Below are 18,142 nucleotides of genomic sequence, written 5' to 3'. Positions count from 1 at the left end.
GCGGGCGCGTTAAGCAGAACTGCTCCGCGGCCTTCAAGGCCACTTGAATGAGCAGAGAGCTATGTGCCTATCGATTAACGTTGATCGGGATGACAGCAGCGCCAGCCTCAAGGGCATCGAGATGATCAGCCCAATGTTGCATCATCTTTCGGCGTTCGGGCAGGAATTCGGCGTGCACGTACGCAGCAGTGACCTGATTGCGTTCTGCATGGGCCAACTGTCGATCGACTACATCGCGGCTATAACCGAGCTCTCGAAGAACGGTCGCGGCGAGGCCGCGGAACCCGTGCCCGGTCATTCGCGATTTGTAGCCCATGCGGTAGAGCGCATAGAGCATAGTGTTGTTCGAGATGTGGCTTCGGCCTTGGACGCTATAGAAGACGTGTCGGTGGCTGCCGTTGAGTTCACGCAACGCGGCCAATGTGTCGAGCGCCTGACGCGACAGCGGGACGATGTGCGGATCGCGCATCTTCATTCGCTCGGGTGGAATCCGCCATTCGGCGGCGCGCTCGTCGAACTCGTCCCACTCCGCGTTGATCATCTCGGTTGTCCGAGTGAACGTCAGAGCCATGAAGCGGAGCGCCAGCCGCGTGACGAGATCGCCTTGGTACGCGGCGATGTCTCTCATGAGCTGCGGGATTTCGACGGGCTTGACCCGTGCCATGTGTTTGACGCCGGTACCTTTCTTGAGAACCGTCTCGGCGTCGATGTCCGCTGCAGGATTGCGAGGGCATCGCCCGGTCATGATTCCGTACTGGAACACCGCTCGTGAGCGCTGGAGTATGCGCTTTGCTGTCTCTCGCACGCCGCGCGATTCGACGGCTCTCAGGATCTCGAGCATGTCGGGAGCTTCGATGTCTCGGAGCGGGCGATGGCCGATTCTAGGAAAGACATCGACTTCAAGCGAACTGATCACCTTGGCTGCATATACTTCGGTCCAGCCATCTCTCTGGGTCGCAAACCACTCGCGCGCCACTGCCTCAAACGATGACGAGGCCTCGATGGCCCGGGCGCGCTTGATCTCGCGCTTCTGCTCGGTCGGATCGGTGCCTGCAGCCAAGAGCTTCCGTGCAGCAAGACAGGCTTGTCGTGCCTCGGCCAATGACACTTCTGGGTAGACGCCGAACGACGCAAGCTTCTCTTTCCCGTCGAACCGATATTTCATACGCCAATACCGCGAGCCATTCGGCATCACCTGCAGGTAAAGTCCCTTGCCATCGGCCAGGCGATAAGGCTGCTCAGCAGGCTTTGCACGGCGCACCCGGAGGTCAGTAAGAGGATCAGTTCGCTTCGGCATTTTGCGTTGGGGGTATCGGCGCCGAGCACTTCGGGGTATATCCCCACCGATACCCCCAAGGTGCTTGGCTTGTACTGGGCAACCTTGGGCAATGATGGCAGCAAAAGTCCAGCCGACACAAGGCTGTGCGCGACTTATTGGGCAAACTTGGGAGAAGATGGGAGCCAGGTTGGTCCCCCCGACAGGAATCGAACCTGTATCTAGCGCTTAGGAGGCGCTTGTTCTATCCATTGAACTACGGGGAGAGCCATATCCAGTCGATCACGCGAAAAACGCGAGCCGGACGGCGGTGTGGACAGCGCGCAGAGTATAGCAAACGCGCGGCGCGTCGGCGGGGCGGAATGCGTGCCGACGCGCGTATCGCGGAATCACCCGCGATCGGAACGAACCATCAGAAATCGACGACGACGAAATCTTCCTTGCCCACGTCGCACAGCGGGCAGCGCCAGTCGGCGGGAATGTCGGCGAAACGGGTGCCGGCCGCGATGCCCTCGTCGGGCAGTCCTTCGGCTTCGTTGTAGACCCACCCGCAAATCAGGCAGACCCAGCTCTGGTATTCGGTTACTTCGCTCATGTGGTGCTCGGGAAAATGGAAACTCGGTAATGCCGTCCGCATCCTGTCGAGCGGACGAAAGGCGCAATAGTACCGGAATTTCGCCGAACACCTAGGCAACGTCGTGTTAAACGTACGCATCGCGAACAACGGGCATCATCGCGTGGCGCGGGCATGCAGTGTATGCTTCGTGGGCCTGTCAATCTGAAGGAGGAAAACGATGCTCAACAGAAAGTGGATCGCGGGTGCGGTGTGTGTCGCGGCGCTGGCCGTGTCGACGCTCGCGCGTGCCGAAGCGCGCGTGTTCTTCGTCGAGCCGCAGGACGGCGCGACGGTGTCGAGCCCGGTGCACGTGAAGTTCGGTCTCGACGGCATGGAGCTCAAGCCTGCCGGCGACATGACGCCGGATACCGGCCACCATCACCTGCTGATCGACGGCAAGCCGGTGCCGAAGGGCGACGTGATCCCGGCGAGCGACCATTCGCTGCATTTCGGCAAGGGCCAGACCGAAACCGATGTGAAGCTGGCACCCGGCCAGCACACGCTGACGCTGCAACTTGGCGATGGCGCGCACCGTTCGTACGGTCCCGAAATGAGCTCGACGATCACCGTCAACGTGAAGTAATCGCCCCTCGCGCGCGGGCGCCCGGGGTGCCGCGCGCGGGATCGCGATCGGCCGGCCACGGGCATCGGGCCGGCCTTCGCCAGCGCGTGCGGGCACGCAATCCGCACGGCGGTAGTCAGCCCCGGATCGAGGCCGCCAGCCACGCGTCGCACCGCGCCGGCGCGTTTCGCGTACCGGTTGCAATGCTCGTCCATCCAGCCATGCCGGTGCCGGCCTCCGCGCCCGGTACAATGGGCGCTTCCGATTCCTCTCTTCGCCGTCTCCCCATGTCGCTCTATTCCATTACCGGCGCGCAGCTCGCGTTCGGTCACGTCGCGTTGCTCGATCACGCGGATTTCTCGCTGGAAGCCGGCGAACGCGTCGGCCTGATCGGCCGCAACGGCGCGGGCAAGTCGTCGCTGCTGAAGATCGTCGCCGGCCTCGCGAAGCCCGACGACGGCCTGATCACGCGCCAGCAGGAGCTCGTGACCGTCTACGTGCCGCAGGAGCCCGAGTTCGAACCGGGCGCGACGGTGTTCGACGCGGTCGCGTCGGGGCTCGCGCACACGCGCGAACTGCTCGAAGAATACGATTCGATCGCGCATCGTCTCGCCGATACGCCGGAAGGCGCCGAGCACGACGCGCTGCTCGCGCGGATGAACGCGCTGCAGTCGTCGCTCGACGCGCACGACGCATGGAACTGGCGCACGCGCGTGGCGATGACGCTCGCGCAGATCGGCCTGCAGGACGGCGACGCGAGCGTCGACGCGCTGTCGGGCGGGATGCAGAAGCGCGTCGCGCTGGCGCGCGCGCTGGTGCTGCAGCCCGACGTGCTGCTGCTCGACGAGCCGACCAACCACCTCGACTTCGACGGCATCCGCTGGCTGGAAGAGCTGCTCGTCTCGCAGCGCGCGGGCCTGCTGTTCATCACCCACGATCGCGCGTTCCTCGATCGCGTCGCGACGCGCATCGTCGAGCTCGATCGCGGCCGGCTGCTGTCGTACCCGGGCAATTTCTCCGCGTACCAGACGCGCAAGGCGCAGCAGCTCGAAGTCGAACGCGTGGAAAACGAGAAGTTCGACAAGCTGCTCGCGCAGGAAGAAGTGTGGATCCGCAAGGGCGTCGAGGCGCGCCGCACGCGCAGCGTCGGCCGCATCGCGCGGCTCGTGCAGATGCGCAACGAGCGCGCGGAGCGCCGCAATGCGCAGGGCAACGTGCGGCTCGACGTCGCGCAGGGCGAGAAGTCCGGCAAGATCGTCGCGGAGCTGACCGACGTGACGAAGCGCTACGGCGGCCGCACGGTCGTCGACCGCTTCTCGGCGACGGTCATGCGCGGCGACAAGATCGGCTTCGTCGGCCCGAACGGCGCGGGCAAGACCACGCTGCTCAAGCTGATCCTCGGCGAGCTGAAGCCCGACGAGGGCACCGTGCGCACCGGCACGAACCTGCAGGTCGCGTATTTCGACCAGATGCGCGCGCAGCTCGACCAGGACAAGAGCCTCGCCGATACGATCAGCCCCGGCAGCGAGTGGGTCGAGATCGGCGGCGTGCGCAAGCACGTGATGAGTTATCTCGGCGATTTCCTGTTCGCGCCGGAGCGCGCGCGTTCGCCGGTGAAGTCGCTGTCGGGCGGCGAGCGCAACCGGCTGCTGCTCGCGCGCCTGTTCGCACGCCCGGCCAACGTGCTGGTGCTCGACGAACCGACCAACGACCTCGACATCCCGACGCTCGAGCTGCTCGAGGAGCTGCTGGCCGACTACGACGGCACGGTGCTGCTCGTCAGCCACGATCGCGCGTTCCTCGACAACGTCGTGACGTCGGTGATCGCGGCCGAGGGCGACGGCAAGTGGCGCGAATACGTCGGCGGCTTCAGCGACTGGCAGATCCAGAGCGAGCGTTCGGAGCAGCTCGCGCAACAGGAAGCCGCGAAGCGCGCGGTCAAGGAAGCGGTGCCGGTGAAGGAAGACGCGGCGAAGAGCGCCCCGGGCCGCAATGCGCAGCGCACGGTGAAGCTGTCGTTCAACGAGCAGCGCGAGCTCGATTCGCTGCCGGAGAAGATCGCCGCGCTCGAAGCGGAGCAGAAGACGATCAATGCGCGGCTCGAGGACGGTTCGATTTTCGCGAAGGATCCGCAGGAAGGCACGCGCCTGACCGAGCGCTTCGCGGCGATCGACGACGAACTGCTCACCGCGCTCGAACGGTGGGAAACGCTCGAGGCGAAGCGCAAGCCGGCGTGACGCGTGCGGCGCGCGCCGATCCCGCGATTGGCGCGCCACGCGGAACCAGTAAAATACCGCGCGTTCAGGGCCGCGCAGCGCACGCCGCGCGCCCGCTTTCGGAGCAGTCCAAGCACACCGTTGTTTCGATTCGCTTTTTTACGGAACTCAACGTTTTGTCCACGATGTTATCCACACGAGGTGTGGACAACGTCCCGATGAATGACGAAATTCAGCGCCTATGTCAACGAAGAAACCCAGCGCGGCCTATAGTGAAGCATCGATCAAGGTGCTCAAGGGTCTCGAGCCGGTCAAGCAGCGGCCCGGCATGTACACCCGTACCGAGAATCCGCTGCACATCATCCAGGAAGTCATCGACAACGCGTCCGACGAGGCGCTCGGCGGCTACGGCAAGCAGATCACGGTCACGCTGCACGCCGACCAGTCGGTCTCGGTCGAGGACGACGGCCGCGGCATCCCGTTCGGCATGCACCCCGAAGAGGGCGTCCCGGTCGTCGAGATCGTGTTCACGCGTCTGCACGCAGGCGGCAAGTTCGACAAGGCCGCCGGCGGCGCCTATACGTTCTCGGGCGGCCTGCACGGCGTCGGCGTGTCGGTGACGAACGCGCTCGCGACGCGCCTCGACGTGACGGTGTGGCGCGACGGCAAGATCGCCGAGCTCGGCTTTGCCGAAGGCGACGTCGTCAAGCCGCTCGCGACGCAGGCCGCGGGCCGCGGCGAGAAGAAGTCCGGCACGCGCGTGCAGGTGTGGCCGAATCCGAAGTACTTCGATTCGCCGAACCTGCCGCTCGGCGAGCTGCAGCGCCTGCTGCGCTCGAAGGCCGTGCTGCTGCCGGGCGTCGAGGTCGTGCTCGTCAACGAGAAGACCGGCGAGCGCCAGGCGTGGAAGTATGAAGACGGCCTGCGCGGTTACCTGCTCGACGAAATGAACGGCAGCGAGCTGCTGATCCCGCTGTTCGAAGGCGAGCGGTTCGCCGATTCGCGTTCGGGCGACGATTCGTTCGCCGAAGGCGAGGGCGCATCGTGGGTCGTCGCCTGGAGCGAGGAAGGGTCGCTCGTGCGCGAGTCGTACGTGAACCTGATCCCGACGCCGGCCGGCGGCACGCACGAATCCGGCCTGCGCGACGGCCTGTACCAGGCCGTGAAGAGCTTCGTCGAGCTGCACAACCTGCAGCCGAAGGGCGTGAAGCTGCTCGCGGAAGACGTGTTCGCGCGCGTGTCGTTCGTGCTGTCCGCGAAGGTGCTCGATCCGCAGTTCCAGGGGCAGATCAAGGAGCGCCTGAACAGCCGCGACGCGGTGAAGCTCGTGTCGTCGTTCTCGCGCCCGGCGCTCGAACTGTGGCTGAACCAGCACGTCGAGCACGGCAAGAAGCTCGCCGAGCTCGTGATCAAGCAGGCGCAGGCGCGCACGCGGGCGGGCCAGAAGGTCGAGAAGCGCAAGAGCTCGGGCGTCGCGGTGCTGCCCGGCAAGCTGACCGACTGCGAAACCGAGGACATCGCGCGCAACGAACTGTTCCTCGTCGAGGGCGACTCGGCGGGCGGCTCCGCGAAGATGGGCCGCGACAAGGAATACCAGGCGATCCTGCCGTTGCGCGGCAAGGTGCTGAACACGTGGGAAACCGAGCGAGACCGCCTGTTCGCGAACAACGAGGTGCACGACATCTCGGTGGCGATCGGTGTCGATCCGCACAGCCCCGACGACACCGTCGACCTGTCGAACCTGCGTTACGGCAAGATCTGCATCCTGTCGGACGCGGACGTCGACGGCTCGCACATCCAGGTGCTGCTGCTCACGCTGTTCTTCAAGCATTTCCCGCAGCTGATCGAGCGCGGCCACGTGTATGTCGCCCGTCCGCCGCTGTTCCGCGTCGATGCGCCCGCGCGCGGCAAGAAGCCCGCGCAGAAGCTCTACGCGCTCGACGACGGCGAACTCGAGGCGACGCTCGACAAGCTGCGCAAGGACGGCGTGCGCGAGACGCAGTGGAGCATCAGCCGCTTCAAGGGTCTCGGCGAAATGAGCGCCGAGCAGCTGTGGGACACGACGATGAACCCCGATACGCGCCGCCTGATGCCCGTGAAGCTCGGCGAGCTCGACTACGAGGCAACCGTCGCGCGCATGACGATGCTGATGGGCAAGGGCGAGGCAGCCGCGCGGCGCGGCTGGCTCGAGGAAAAGGGCAACGACGTCGAAGCGGACATCTAAGCCACGCATCCGCGCGGCCGGGCATGACGCCCGGCCCGGCCTCACGCCACTTACGAATACGGAATTCTGATGGACGACAATACTTCCGATCTCTTCGCCGGGTCCGATGCACCGGACGCCGAAGCGCTGACGCTCGGCAACTACGCGGAGCAGGCGTATCTCAGCTACGCGGTCAGCGTCGTGAAGAGCCGCGCGCTGCCCGACGTGTGCGACGGCCAGAAGCCGGTGCAGCGCCGGATCCTGTTCGCGATGAACGAAATGGGTCTTGGGCCCGATGCGAAGCCGGTGAAGTCGGCGCGCGTGGTCGGCGACGTGCTCGGTAAATACCACCCGCACGGCGACCAGTCGGCGTACGACGCGCTCGTGCGTCTCGCGCAGGATTTCTCGCTGCGCTACCCGCTGATCGACGGGCAGGGCAACTTCGGCTCGCGCGACGGTGACGGCGCGGCGGCGATGCGTTACACGGAAGCGCGCCTCACGCCGATCGCGAAGCTGCTGCTCGACGAGATCGACCAGGGCACGGTCGACTTCATGCCGAACTACGACGGCTCGTTCGAGGAACCGAAGACGCTGCCGAGCCGCATGCCGTTCGTGCTGCTGAACGGCGCGTCGGGCATCGCGGTCGGCCTCGCGACCGAAATCCCGTCGCACAACCTGCGCGAAGTCGCGGCCGCTGCGGTCGCATTGATCCGCAATCCGAAGCTCACGCACGCGGAGCTGATGAACCTGATTCCCGGCCCGGATTTCCCGGGCGGCGGCCAGATCATCTCGAGCGACGCCGAAATCGCGGCGGCCTATGAAACCGGCCGCGGCAGCCTGAAGGTGCGCGCGAAATGGAAGATCGAGGATCTCGCGCGCGGCCAGTGGCAGCTCGTCGTGACCGAGCTGCCGCCGAGCACGTCGGGCCAGAAGGTGCTCGAGGAAATCGAGGAGCTGACCAACCCGAAGCTCAAGCTCGGCAAGAAGACGCTGACGCCCGAGCAGCTCAACACGAAGAAGGCGATGCTCGACCTGCTCGACGCGGTGCGCGACGAGTCGGGCAAGGAAGCGGCGGTGCGGCTCGTGTTCGAGCCGAAGTCGCGCACGATCGACCAGACGGAATTCGTGAACACGCTGCTCGCGTACACGAGCCTCGAGTCGAACGCGACGCTGAACCTCGTGATGATCGGCGCCGACGGCCGGCCCGGCCAGAAGGGCCTGCTGACGATCCTCGACGAGTGGGTGAAGTTCCGCCAGCTGACGATGACGCGCCGTTGCCGCCATCGTCTCGCGAAGGTCGACGACCGCATCCACATCCTCGAAGGGCGGATGATCGTCTTCCTGAACATCGACGAGGTGATCCGCATCATCCGCGAGTCGGACGAGCCGAAGGCCGCGCTGATGAGCGCGTTCGGCCTCAGCGAGCGGCAGGCGGAAGACATCCTCGAAATCCGGCTGCGTCAGCTCGCGCGGCTCGAGAAGATCAAGATCGAGAAGGAACTCGACGCGCTGCGCGACGAGAAGGCGAAGCTCGAGGAACTGCTCGCGAACGAAAGCGCGATGAAGCGGCTGATGATCAAGGAGATCGAGGCCGACGCGAAACAGTACGGCGACGATCGCCGCACGCTGATCCAGCAGGAAAAGCGCGCGACGTTCGAGGCGAAGGTGGTCGACGAGCCGGTGACGGTCGTCGTGTCGCAGAAGGGCTGGGTGCGCGCGCTGAAGGGCCACGGGCTCGACCCGGCCGCGTTCTCGTTCAAGGCGGGCGACAGCCTGTACGCGGCGTTCCAGTGCCGCACGCCGGACCGGCTGATCGCGTGGGGCAGCAGCGGCCGCGTGTACTCGGTCGACGTGTCGGTGCTGCCGGGCGGGCGCGGTGACGGCGTGCCCGTCACGTCGCTGATCGAGCTCGAATCGGGCTCGCACCTGATGCACTACTACGCGGCGTCGGCCGACCAGCAATTGCTGCTCGCGTCGAGCAACGGCTTCGGCTTCCTCGCGAAGGTCGGCGACATGGTGAGCCGCGTGAAGGCCGGCAAGGCGTTCATGACGATCGACGCCGGTGCGGTGCCGCTTGCACCGATGCCGGTCCTGCCGAACGCGACGCAGGTCGCATGCCTGTCGAGCGGCGGCCGCTTGCTCGTATTCGGGATGGACGAGATGAAGACGCTGTCCGGCGGCGGGCGCGGCGTGATCCTGATGGCGCTCGACGACAAGGAAACGCTCGTGCAGGCGCTGGCGATCGATCCGGCCGGCGTCGTGCTGATCGGTACCGGCCGCGGCGGCAAGGCGCAGGACGAGACGCTGTCGTACGCCGGGCTCGCGCCGCACATCGGCAAGCGCGCACGCAAGGGCCGCGCGCCGGAGACGAAGCTCAAGGTCGTCAACGAACTGCGCCCGCTGCTCGGCTGACGCCGGGCCCGGTTCGGCCGCGATCGACAGGCCGCCCATCCGCTTCGGCGGGTGGGCGGCCTTTTGTTTGGATGCGGCGATTCGGGTAAGCCACGTGTGGCGCTGTCACGCGGAACTTGCAAAATAATGTGAAATCGCGCCGGGGGTCTGAACCGGGACGCAATTGGCCGGTCGAACGTCGCTTGATGCCGCGCGCGACGCGGCCGTTCGCTGGTCCCCACTCATCACAGGATTGTCGCCATGTCCCACGCTGTTGCCGTCGCGCTGTTTCTTCACCTGCTGGCCGTTGCCGTGTGGGTGGGCGGGATGGTTTTCGCGCACTTCTGCCTGCGCCCGGCGCTGTCCGACCTGTCGCCGCAGCTCCGGTTGCCGCTGATCGAAGGCGTGTTCGGCCGTTTCTTCAACTGGGTGGCCGGTTCCGTGATCGTGATCCTGCTGTCCGGCGGCTTCCTGCTCGTGGAATTCGGCGGCGCGCACGCGACGTGGTCGCTGCACGCGATGGCCGGGCTCGGCGTCGTGATGATGCTGATCTTCGGCCATATCCGCTTCGCGCTGTTCCCGCGCATCCGCCGCGCGGTGCAGGCGCAGAACTGGCCGGACGGCGCGCGCGCGGTGAATGCCGTGCGCCTGCTCGTCGTCGTCAATCTCGTGCTCGGCGTCGTCACGATCGGCGCGGCCGTGCTGTCGCGCGGGTTCTGATCGCTCGCCGCGGGCTGCCGGCCGGGCCGCCCGCGCCGCTACGCGGCCAGCATCGCATCGAGCAACCACGCGCCGGCCGGGCCGAGCGGCCGGTTGCGCGACCAGACCGCATCCACGCGCACGCGGCGCGGCCAGCCGCGTGAGCGCAGCTCGCACAGGCGATCGCGCGCGAAGTGCTCGACCATCCAGCGCGGCAGTTCCGCCCAGCCGAACCCCAGTACGGCCATCTCCAGCAGCATCAGGTAGCTGGGCGCCAGCCAGTGCTGCGTGCCGACGACGATCCGGTCGTCGGTGCCGCGGCCTTCCGTTTTCACATAAGTATTGAGGCGCAGCTCGCGCACGTCGCGCAGCGCCGCGTGCGGCACCTCGGCGTCGCCGTATTCGGCGAGCGCATGCGTGCGCCCGACGAACAGCCCGATCTCCGATTCCTCCGCCACCGTCGCCGCGCCGATATCGGCCGGGTAGGCCGCGCGCGCGGCCATCAGCCCGAGCTGCGCGCGGCCCTGCTGGATCAGGTCGAGCACGTCCTCGTGTTCGGCGATCTGGCATTCGAGCTCGAGCGCCGGAAAGCGCCGCTCGAGCGCCATCAGCGTTTCCTCGTAGCGTTTCGACTGGTACGTGTCGGACACGACGAGCGTCAGCCGCGCTTCCTCGCCGTGCGCGAGCCGCGCGGCCGTTCGGTCGATCGCCGCGCTGGCCTCGAGCGCGCGCTGCACCTGCGGCAACAGCGCACGGCCTGCGTCGGTCAGGGTCGGCGCGCGCGTCGAGCGGTCGAACAACTGCACGCCGAGATCGATTTCGAGGTTCGCGATGGCTTCCGAAATGGTCGACTGGCGTTTGCCGAGCTTGCGTGCGGCGGCCGTAAACGAGCCGAGCAGCGCGGCCTCGGCGAATGCGAGCAGGGCTTCGGGGGCGTGGTGCATGCGGTGCTCCAGACTTCTTATTATCGGCAAAACCGATGATAACAAACTGGATTCAACCGGTATCGCCGATCAAAATGGCCGACATGCATGACGTAACGAATAGGAGGGCATCATGAAACAGGTGAACAAAACGGTGACGGAACGGCTGCTGCACGCGCTGACGTTCGAGCTGGTCGCGATCGCGCTGTGCGCGCCGATCGGTGCATGGCTGCTGGACATGCCGGTGTCGCACGTCGGCGTGCTGACGGTGATGGTGTCGCTGATCGCGATGGCGTGGAACATGGCGTTCAACACGCTGTTCGACCGCTTCGAGCGTCGCGCGGGATTGAAGCGCACGCTCGGCATGCGGATCGCGCACGCGGTCATGTTCGAGCTCGGCCTCGTCGCGATGGTGGTGCCGGTGGCCGCGTGGTGGCTGAACGTGAGCCTCGTCGAGGCACTGCTGCTCGACCTCGGCATCGTGCTGTTCTTCCTGCCTTACACGTTCTGCTTCAATCTCGCGTATGACGCGCTGCGGGCCCGCTGGATGGCTCGCCGGGTCGCGGTGCAGGCCGGTTGAGGAGGGGCGGCGCGCCGGTGGCGGCCGGTGGAGCAGGGCTGCGGGGGGCCTGTCAGTGCGAGGCGGCCCACAGCCACACGCCGCACGCCACGGCGACCGCGCCGTAGACGGCATAGACGGGCACCTTGAAGCGCGCGAAGCACAGCGTCGCGAAGGCGCCCGTCAGCCAGTAAACCGGGTCGGCCGGCTCGCGATGCAGGATCTTCGCGACGGCGACGACGAGAAAGCCCGTGGTCGCCGCGCGCAGCAGGCGCATGCCGTGCTCGAAGCGCGCGTGGCGCTTGAGCCGGGACAGGTGGTTCTGCGCAAACACGACGAGGCATCCCGACGGGATGAACAGCGCGGCCGTCGCGAGCAGCGCGCCGACCCAGCCGTCGGTCAGGTAGCCGAGAAACGGCACGACGTTCAGCAGTGGGCCCGGTGCCACCGGCGACAGCGCGAACGCCAGCGTGAAGTCATGATCGGAGATGCCCGTCGCCGGCGACACGAACAGCGTCTTGAGCACCGGCAGTGCGGAAAAGCCGCCGCCGAACAGCGTCATGCCGGCGCCCGCGAGGCGCGGCCACAGTAGCTGCGCCTGGTAATCGCCTGGCAGCGGCACCGCGAACAGCGCGACGAGCACACCGAGCAGCACGAGCAGGTTGCGGTCGCGCTTCGACAGCGTGAATTCGACCGCGTCGCGCTGGGTCGGCCCCGTCAGCCAGCCCGCTGCAAACGCGGCGAAGAGAATCCCGACGAAAGCGGCGGGAGTATGCGCGAAAGCGAGCAGAATCGTCGACAGCGCGGCGATCGCCTGCTCGAGCCGCGTGCGCGCGAGCGCGCGCAGCTGCTTGACCCACGTGACGCCGATCAGCGCGGCGAGCACCATCCCGAAGTGATTGATCAGCATCGGCGCGGCCAGCGAGCGCACGAGCGGCGTCTGATAAAAGATCGCGAACAGCGTCATCAGGATCGAGAACGGCAGCACGCTCGCGATACCGGCAACCCAGGCGCCGGCGCGGCCGTGCAGCGTCTGGCCGACCTGCACCGCCACGTTGCAGCCGACCGGGCCCGGCACGAGCCAGGCGAGCGCGACGAGATCGCCGAATACGTGCGGTTCGATGCGCTGCAGCCGTTCAACGTAGTGGCGTTCGAGCTGCGCCATCATCGAAAGCCCGCCCCACGAGAGCGCGGAAATGCCGGCGACGACCTTGAACAAGGTCCATAGGGATGCCTGTGCCTCTTCGACACGAGCGGTCGCTTCGACTTCGACGGTAGTCATGGTTGTGTGGTTGGCGCAGGGCCGGATCTCTCGCGTATGGCCATGCCGGCGGCCCGCCGACACGTAGGCCCTCCCGATTGTCCGCCGCGCATCGTGACACTGCCATGCGCGAAAACGCTAGTTAATGAACTAAACGATCGGATCGGGAAACGCAACAATTGCGGCGGTGCGCAACGCGCGCCGTGATAGCGGCGGTTTCGCCGCTCAGGCGCCCGTGCTGCCGGTCGCGCGATGGGCGATGACGTTCGGATGGTCGCCGCGCACGCCGAAGCGCGCGATCAGGGCGGGAATCGCGTCGGCCGGCACCGGGCGCGAGAACAGGAAGCCCTGTGCCTCGATCTCGCCGAGCGCGGACAGCCAGGTGATCTGCTCCTCGGTTTCCGTGCCTTCGACGACGACGGTCAGGCCGAGCGAGCGGGCGAGATGCACGATCGACGACACCATCACGCACACGCTGCGATCGTTCGGGATTGCCTGCACGAACGAGCGGTCGACCTTCAGCGTGTCGACCGAGAAGCGGTGCAGGTACGACAGCGACGAATAGCCGGTGCCGAAATCGTCGAGCGCGATGCGGATGCCGAGCTTCTTCAGCGCGACGATCTTCTCGGACACGAGCTCCGGATATTCCATCATCGCGGTCTCGGTGATTTCGAGTTCGAGCCGGTTCGCGTCGATGCCGGTTTCCAGCAGCGTGCGCGAGATCGTCTCGATCAGGTCGCCGCGCCAGAACTGCACGGGCGAGATGTTGACCGCGAGCGTCAGCGTGTCGTGGCCCTCGTCGCGCCAGCGCGCGATCTGCTCGCACGCGGTGCGGATCACGAAGTCGCCGATCGGCACGATCAGGCCCGTCGATTCGGCGATCGAAATGAATTCGTTCGCCGAGATGATCCCGTGCTCGGGGTGATCCCAGCGCGCGAGCGCCTCGAAGCCGGTGATGTACCGGTGCGTGAGGTCGATCTTCGGCTGGTACGCGAGGAACAGCTGCCCCTCGGCGAGCGCGACGCGCAATTGCTGTTCCCAGCGCATCAGGTGATCGGCGCGGTGCGACAGGTGCGGCGCATAGAACTGGTAGCAGTTCTTGCCGGCGTCCTTCGCGCTGTACATCGCGAGGTCGGCCTTCTTCAGCAGGTCGATCTCGCTTTCGTTCGCGACGGTGTGCAGCGCGATGCCGATGCTCGCATGCAGCACGAACGAACTGCCGCGCACGTCGAACGGCTCGCCGAACATCCGGATGATCGCTTCGGCGAGCCGCACCGCGCGCCGCTCGACGTCGTCGCCCTTCATCACGACGACGAACTCGTCGCCGCCGATGCGCGCGAGCGAGCCTTCGTCGCCGACCGCATCGGCCAGGCGCGACGCGGTCATCTGCAGCACGATGTCGCCGGCGTTGTGGCCGAGCGTGTCGTTGACGGTCTTGAAGTTGTCGAGATCGATGAACAGCAGGCCGAGCCGCGACAGGCTCGCCGGCATCGACACGTCGTTGCGCAGTCCGCGCAGCGTCGCGTAGCGGTTCGCGAGGCCGGTGAGCAGGTCGTATTCGGCAAGCTGCGTCATCTCGCGCTCGCGGCCGAGCAGCTTGCCGATCAGGCCCGTCGCGACGCCGAAGAACGCGAGCATCGCGAGCGTGATGAAGCTCGTCATCAACAGGTAGACGTTGCGCGTGTGGTAGTAGTCCGCGAACTCTTCCGTCTGCGACAGCCCGACCATCACGGCGAGCGGATAGCCGTCGAGGTGGCGGTACGACACGATGCGCGTCACGCCGTCGATCGGGTCGATGATCGTGCCCGTCACGCGCTCGGCGATCGGGTAGACGCCCGATGCCGAAAACGCGCCGGGCGCGTTGTTCAGCGAACCCGTGCGCCGCGCGAGCACCGTACCCGTGTCGGACACCACCGCGATCACGCCTTCCTTGCCGATCGCCGCGTTGTTGTAGAAGTCGTTGGTGAAGTAGCTCGGGTCTTCCGACACGACGACGATGCCCGCGAAGCTGCCGTCCGGGTTGTTCAGGCGCCGCGTCATCTGCAGCGTCCAGTGGCTCGACACGCGGCCGAGCACGGGTTTGCTGATGAACAGGCGGTCGTCGTTGTGCGCGAGGTGGACCTTGAAGTGCTCGCGGTCGGACAGGTTGATCGGCTGCGGATGAAGCTCGGCCGTGTTCGCGAACAGGATGCCCTTCGCGTTGACCAGCGACACCTGGATCAGCGTATCGCTCGGCACGACGCCTTTTTCGACGGCGCTCGCGAGGTTGAAGTGCGCGGGGGACTTCTCGAATTCGAACTTGACGAAGCGGGTGATCTGGTCGACCTGGTGGATCGCCTTGACCGTATGCTGCTCGAGCGCGGAGGAGAGGATCGCGGCGGAGGCCGCCGCTTCCTTGTACGCGCTGTCCTTTTCCACCGACAGCCGCGCGATGATCACGGCCCACAGCAACGCGAGCGCCAGCATCCCGAGCAGCGGGATCGCAAATAGCGCCCGCCGGCGCGATTTGCGCGGCGTGCGCAGCGGCCGGTTCGGCGGCGTGTGGTTGGACCGGGCGGAGCTCATCGAAGCGGGTGGCGTCCTGCTCGCGTGCGCCATCCGTCCGGATGGCTGGCTTGGGTTGGGGTTATCCCGGCGTCTGTTCGTTCGCGGGATGCGCAACCATGGACAGACGTCCGAAACAACGGATTAGGCCCGATATTACTGGCTGGAACGTTTTTGCGATAGTTGGGCGAAGTGTAGGGCGCCGAACGAGCCGGCGCCATCGCACATCGCGGAATGTCAGGCAGGCGACCGGAAGGTGCCGTCGACGACCGTCACGACATCGCCGCCGATCCATGTCGTGCCGTCTTCGTCGTAGCGGACGGCGATACGGCCGTCGCGGTCGATCGCCGTGCCCTGGCGGGCCGTGTACGACGGGCCGGGGCGGCGATTCTGCCGCGTCAGCAGCCCGGCCAGCGCGGCGTTCGCGCTGCCGGTGACGGGATCCTCGCCGGGGGTGCCGAACTGGCCGCCCGTCATCAGGCAGCGGATCTCGAACGTCGCGGGGCCGCCTTCGGCGTGCGGCGCGTAGGCGGCGAGGCCGTCCACGCCGTAGCGGCGGGTCAGCGCTTCCAGCGCGACCGGATCGGGCGACAGGCCGATGCACGCGTCGGCCGACTTCAGCCGCACGACCAGCCACGGCGCGCCGTTGTCGACCGCGCACGGCTCGGCATCGAGGTCGAGCGCGTCGCTGCGCAGCGCGGCGGCCAGCGCCGCGTAGTCCGAACGGTCGAGCGGCGTGACGCGTGCCGGCGGCGCGGCGAACGCCCAGCCGCCGGCCTGCTCGCGCAGCGCGACCCGGCCGACCCCGCACTGCTGGATCAGCCGGCCCGGCGTGCGTGGCCGCGCGCCGCTTTCCAGGAACGCATGCGCGGTGCCAAGCGTCGGGTGGCCGGCGAACGGCAATTCGCCGCCCGTCGTGAAGATCCGGACGCGGTAGTCGGCTTCCGGATCGGTCGGCGTGCAGAGGAACGTCGTTTCCGACAGGTTCGTCCAGCGGGCGATCTCGAGCATGGCGTCGTCGCCGAGCGAATCGGCGTCGAACACCACGGCCAGCGGATTGCCCTTGAACGGCACCGACGAGAACACGTCGACCTGCTTGAAGCGGACGAGGCGGCCGGACATCGTGCCGGGCCCGTTACGCGACTTCGGCGATCAGCTCGATCTCGACGCATGCGCCGAGCGGGATCTGCGCGACGCCGAAGGCCGAGCGGGCGTGCTTGCCGGCGTCGCCGAACACCTCGGCGATCAGCTCCGACGCGCCGTTCGTCACGACGTGCTGTTCCGTGAAGTCGAGCGTCGAGTTGACGAGGCTCATCAGCTTCACGATGCGCGTGACCTTGTTCAGGTCGCCGGTATGCGCGTGCAGCGTCGCGAGCAGGTCGATCGCGATCGCGCGCGCGGCCGCCTTGCCGTCTTCCGTCTGCAGGTCGGCGCCGAGCTTGCCGGCCCAGACCTTGCCGTCCTTCTTCGCGATGTGGCCCGACAGGTACACCGTGTTGCCGCTTTGCGTGCTCATCACGTAGGCGGCGGCCGGTGCGCCGGCGGTCGGGAGCTCGATGCCGAGCGACTTCAGCTTGTCGTAGACGTTAGCCATGTAATCGATTCCTCGTAGAGAGTCGTGACAGGAAAAAGGGGATCAGAGGCGCTCGCGCAGCAGCTTGCCGAGGCGCGCGACGCCTTCCTCGATCTTCTCGGGCGGCACCGTCACGAACGACAGGCGCAGCGTGTTCTGCTGCGCGTCGTCCGCGAAGAACGGCGCGCCCGGCACGAAGGCGACGTGGTTGTCGACGGCCGCGGCGAGCAGCTTCATGCTGTCGATCTGCGCGGGCAGGTTCACCCAGATGAACATCCCGCCTTCCGGGCGGTTCCACGTGACGCCTTCCGGCATGTGGCGCGCCAGCGCGCCGAGCATCGCGTCGCACTGCGCGCTGTACAGCTCGCGGATCGTCGGGATGTGCTCGTCGAGGAAGCCGTCCTTGATCACTTCGTGCGCGATGCGCTGCGTGAGCGTCGGCGTGTGCAGGTCGGTGGCCTGCTTGGCCTGCACGAGCTTGAAGTGGAGTTCCTCGGGCGCGATGATGTAGCCGATCCGCAGGCCCGGTGCGAGCACCTTCGAGAACGTGCCGAGGTGCACGACGTGGTCGGGCGCCATCGACAGCATCGTCGGCAGCGGTTCGCCGCGATAGTTCAGCGCGCCGTACGGATCGTCCTCCAGCACAGGGAACGGGCTCGACTGCGCGAACGCGGCGAGCGCGCGGCGGCGCTCGACGGGCAGGCGGCGGCCGGTCGGGTTCTGGAAGTTCGGTTGCGCGTACAGCAGGCGCGCGCCTTGCGTGAGTTCGGGTGTCAGGCCTTCCGGCAGCAGGCCCTGTTCGTCGGTCGGCACCTGCACGTAGCGCGGCTCGTACAGCGAGAACGACTGCAGCGCGCCGAGGTAGGTCGGCGTTTCGACCAGGATCGGGCTGCCCGGATCGACGAGCGCCTTGCCGAGCAGGTCGAGCGCCTGCTGCGAGCCGGTCGTGATCAGCACCTGCGACACGCGCACGCTGTAGCGCTCGGCGATCCATTCGCGCAGCGGCAGGTAGCCTTCGGTCGCGCTGTACTGGAGCGCGGCGGCCGGCGCGTCGCGCAGCACGCGGTCGGCGGCGGCGCGCATGCGCTCGGCCGGGAACGTCGCGGGGGCGGGCAGGCCGCCGGCGAACGAGATGACCTCGGGGCGTTCCGTGACCTTCAGGATCTCGCGGATCGCAGAGCTCGTCAGCTTGCGGGCGCGTTCGGAAAGCTGCCAGTGCGGCGGATGCAGGTCGCTCGGATTCATAGTCTCCTCGTTCGGATATCGTGGTCAGTCAAGAAAGGTCGTTCGGGCGAATCGTTTCGACACCGCCGGGTGGG

Annotated in this window: 14 protein-coding genes and 1 tRNA gene; 6 read left to right on the top strand and 9 right to left on the bottom strand. The window is 66.8% G+C overall.

What is annotated here, in order from left to right:
• Nucleotides 1–67 precede the first annotated feature (67 nt).
• The 3 genes from VXM69_RS14545 to VXM69_RS14535 all read right to left on the bottom strand — a co-directional run bounded on the left by VXM69_RS14545 (nucleotide 68) and on the right by VXM69_RS14535 (nucleotide 1,871).
• The gene (locus tag VXM69_RS14545; protein WP_367189778.1) at nucleotides 68–1,297 is read right to left on the bottom strand and encodes a tyrosine-type recombinase/integrase; all 1,230 of its coding nucleotides are present in this window, start codon (nucleotides 1,295–1,297) and stop codon (nucleotides 68–70) included.
• Nucleotides 1,298–1,467: 170 nt separating this feature from the next.
• Nucleotides 1,468–1,542, bottom strand: a tRNA-Arg gene (locus VXM69_RS14540).
• A 146-nt stretch (nucleotides 1,543–1,688) separates the two neighbouring features.
• The gene (locus VXM69_RS14535; RefSeq protein ID WP_034190709.1) at nucleotides 1,689–1,871 is read right to left on the bottom strand and encodes a rubredoxin; all 183 of its coding nucleotides are present in this window, start codon (nucleotides 1,869–1,871) and stop codon (nucleotides 1,689–1,691) included.
• 199 nt (nucleotides 1,872–2,070) lie between these two features.
• On the opposite strand from VXM69_RS14535, the gene VXM69_RS14530 reads away from it, so the two are divergent.
• From VXM69_RS14530 to VXM69_RS14510, 5 genes are all read left to right on the top strand, one after another.
• Nucleotides 2,071–2,475: a DUF4399 domain-containing protein gene (locus VXM69_RS14530; protein ID WP_034190710.1), complete on the top strand. Its 405-nt coding sequence runs from the start codon at nucleotides 2,071–2,073 to the stop codon at nucleotides 2,473–2,475.
• 266 nt (nucleotides 2,476–2,741) lie between these two features.
• Nucleotides 2,742–4,691, top strand: a complete 1,950-nt coding sequence (locus VXM69_RS14525) for an ATP-binding cassette domain-containing protein (RefSeq protein ID WP_069705582.1) — start codon at nucleotides 2,742–2,744, stop codon at nucleotides 4,689–4,691.
• Between the two features lie 220 nt (nucleotides 4,692–4,911).
• Nucleotides 4,912–6,894, top strand: coding sequence for a DNA topoisomerase IV subunit B (locus tag VXM69_RS14520; protein WP_034190712.1), 1,983 nt, complete (start codon nucleotides 4,912–4,914; stop codon nucleotides 6,892–6,894).
• A 69-nt stretch (nucleotides 6,895–6,963) separates the two neighbouring features.
• Nucleotides 6,964–9,285 carry a DNA topoisomerase IV subunit A gene (gene parC / locus VXM69_RS14515; RefSeq protein ID WP_034190713.1) on the top strand — a complete coding sequence of 774 codons (2,322 nt, stop codon included), beginning with the start codon at nucleotides 6,964–6,966 and terminating at the stop codon, nucleotides 9,283–9,285.
• A 240-nt stretch (nucleotides 9,286–9,525) separates the two neighbouring features.
• Nucleotides 9,526–9,984, top strand: coding sequence for a CopD family protein (locus tag VXM69_RS14510; protein ID WP_034190714.1), 459 nt, complete (start codon nucleotides 9,526–9,528; stop codon nucleotides 9,982–9,984).
• 38 nt (nucleotides 9,985–10,022) lie between these two features.
• On the opposite strand, the gene VXM69_RS14505 is transcribed toward VXM69_RS14510, so the two are convergent.
• A complete protein-coding gene (locus VXM69_RS14505; protein WP_034190715.1) occupies nucleotides 10,023–10,907 on the bottom strand; it encodes a LysR family transcriptional regulator in 885 nt (294 codons plus the stop codon).
• 112 nt (nucleotides 10,908–11,019) lie between these two features.
• On the opposite strand from VXM69_RS14505, the gene VXM69_RS14500 reads away from it, so the two are divergent.
• On the top strand, nucleotides 11,020–11,466 hold the full coding sequence (locus VXM69_RS14500) for a multidrug/biocide efflux PACE transporter (protein ID WP_034190716.1): 447 nt from the start codon (nucleotides 11,020–11,022) through the stop codon (nucleotides 11,464–11,466).
• Nucleotides 11,467–11,518: 52 nt separating this feature from the next.
• Here VXM69_RS14500 and VXM69_RS14495 read toward each other — a convergent pair whose 3' ends face one another.
• From VXM69_RS14495 to VXM69_RS14475, 5 genes are all read right to left on the bottom strand, one after another.
• Entirely contained in the window at nucleotides 11,519–12,727 is a 1,209-nt protein-coding gene (locus VXM69_RS14495; protein WP_034190717.1) for a chromate transporter, read from the bottom strand.
• A gap of 204 nt (nucleotides 12,728–12,931) precedes the next feature.
• A complete protein-coding gene (locus VXM69_RS14490; protein ID WP_034190718.1) occupies nucleotides 12,932–15,271 on the bottom strand; it encodes an EAL domain-containing protein in 2,340 nt (779 codons plus the stop codon).
• A gap of 216 nt (nucleotides 15,272–15,487) precedes the next feature.
• Nucleotides 15,488–16,372, bottom strand: coding sequence for a PhzF family phenazine biosynthesis protein (locus tag VXM69_RS14485; RefSeq protein WP_049029078.1), 885 nt, complete (start codon nucleotides 16,370–16,372; stop codon nucleotides 15,488–15,490).
• Nucleotides 16,373–16,385: 13 nt separating this feature from the next.
• Entirely contained in the window at nucleotides 16,386–16,844 is a 459-nt protein-coding gene (locus VXM69_RS14480) for a RidA family protein (protein WP_367189777.1), read from the bottom strand.
• Nucleotides 16,845–16,886: 42 nt separating this feature from the next.
• Nucleotides 16,887–18,068 (bottom strand): PLP-dependent aminotransferase family protein, encoded by a 1,182-nt coding sequence (locus VXM69_RS14475; RefSeq protein WP_049031287.1) that lies wholly within the window; start codon nucleotides 18,066–18,068, stop codon nucleotides 16,887–16,889.
• Nucleotides 18,069–18,142 lie beyond the last annotated feature (74 nt).

Source organism: Burkholderia sp. Ed8 (assembly GCF_040761425.1).
In the GTDB taxonomy this organism is placed as follows: Bacteria; Pseudomonadota; Gammaproteobacteria; order Burkholderiales; family Burkholderiaceae; genus Burkholderia; species Burkholderia seminalis.
The sequence above is the reverse complement of the archived record's forward strand: the minus strand, read 5'-3'. Positions and strand labels throughout refer to the sequence as shown.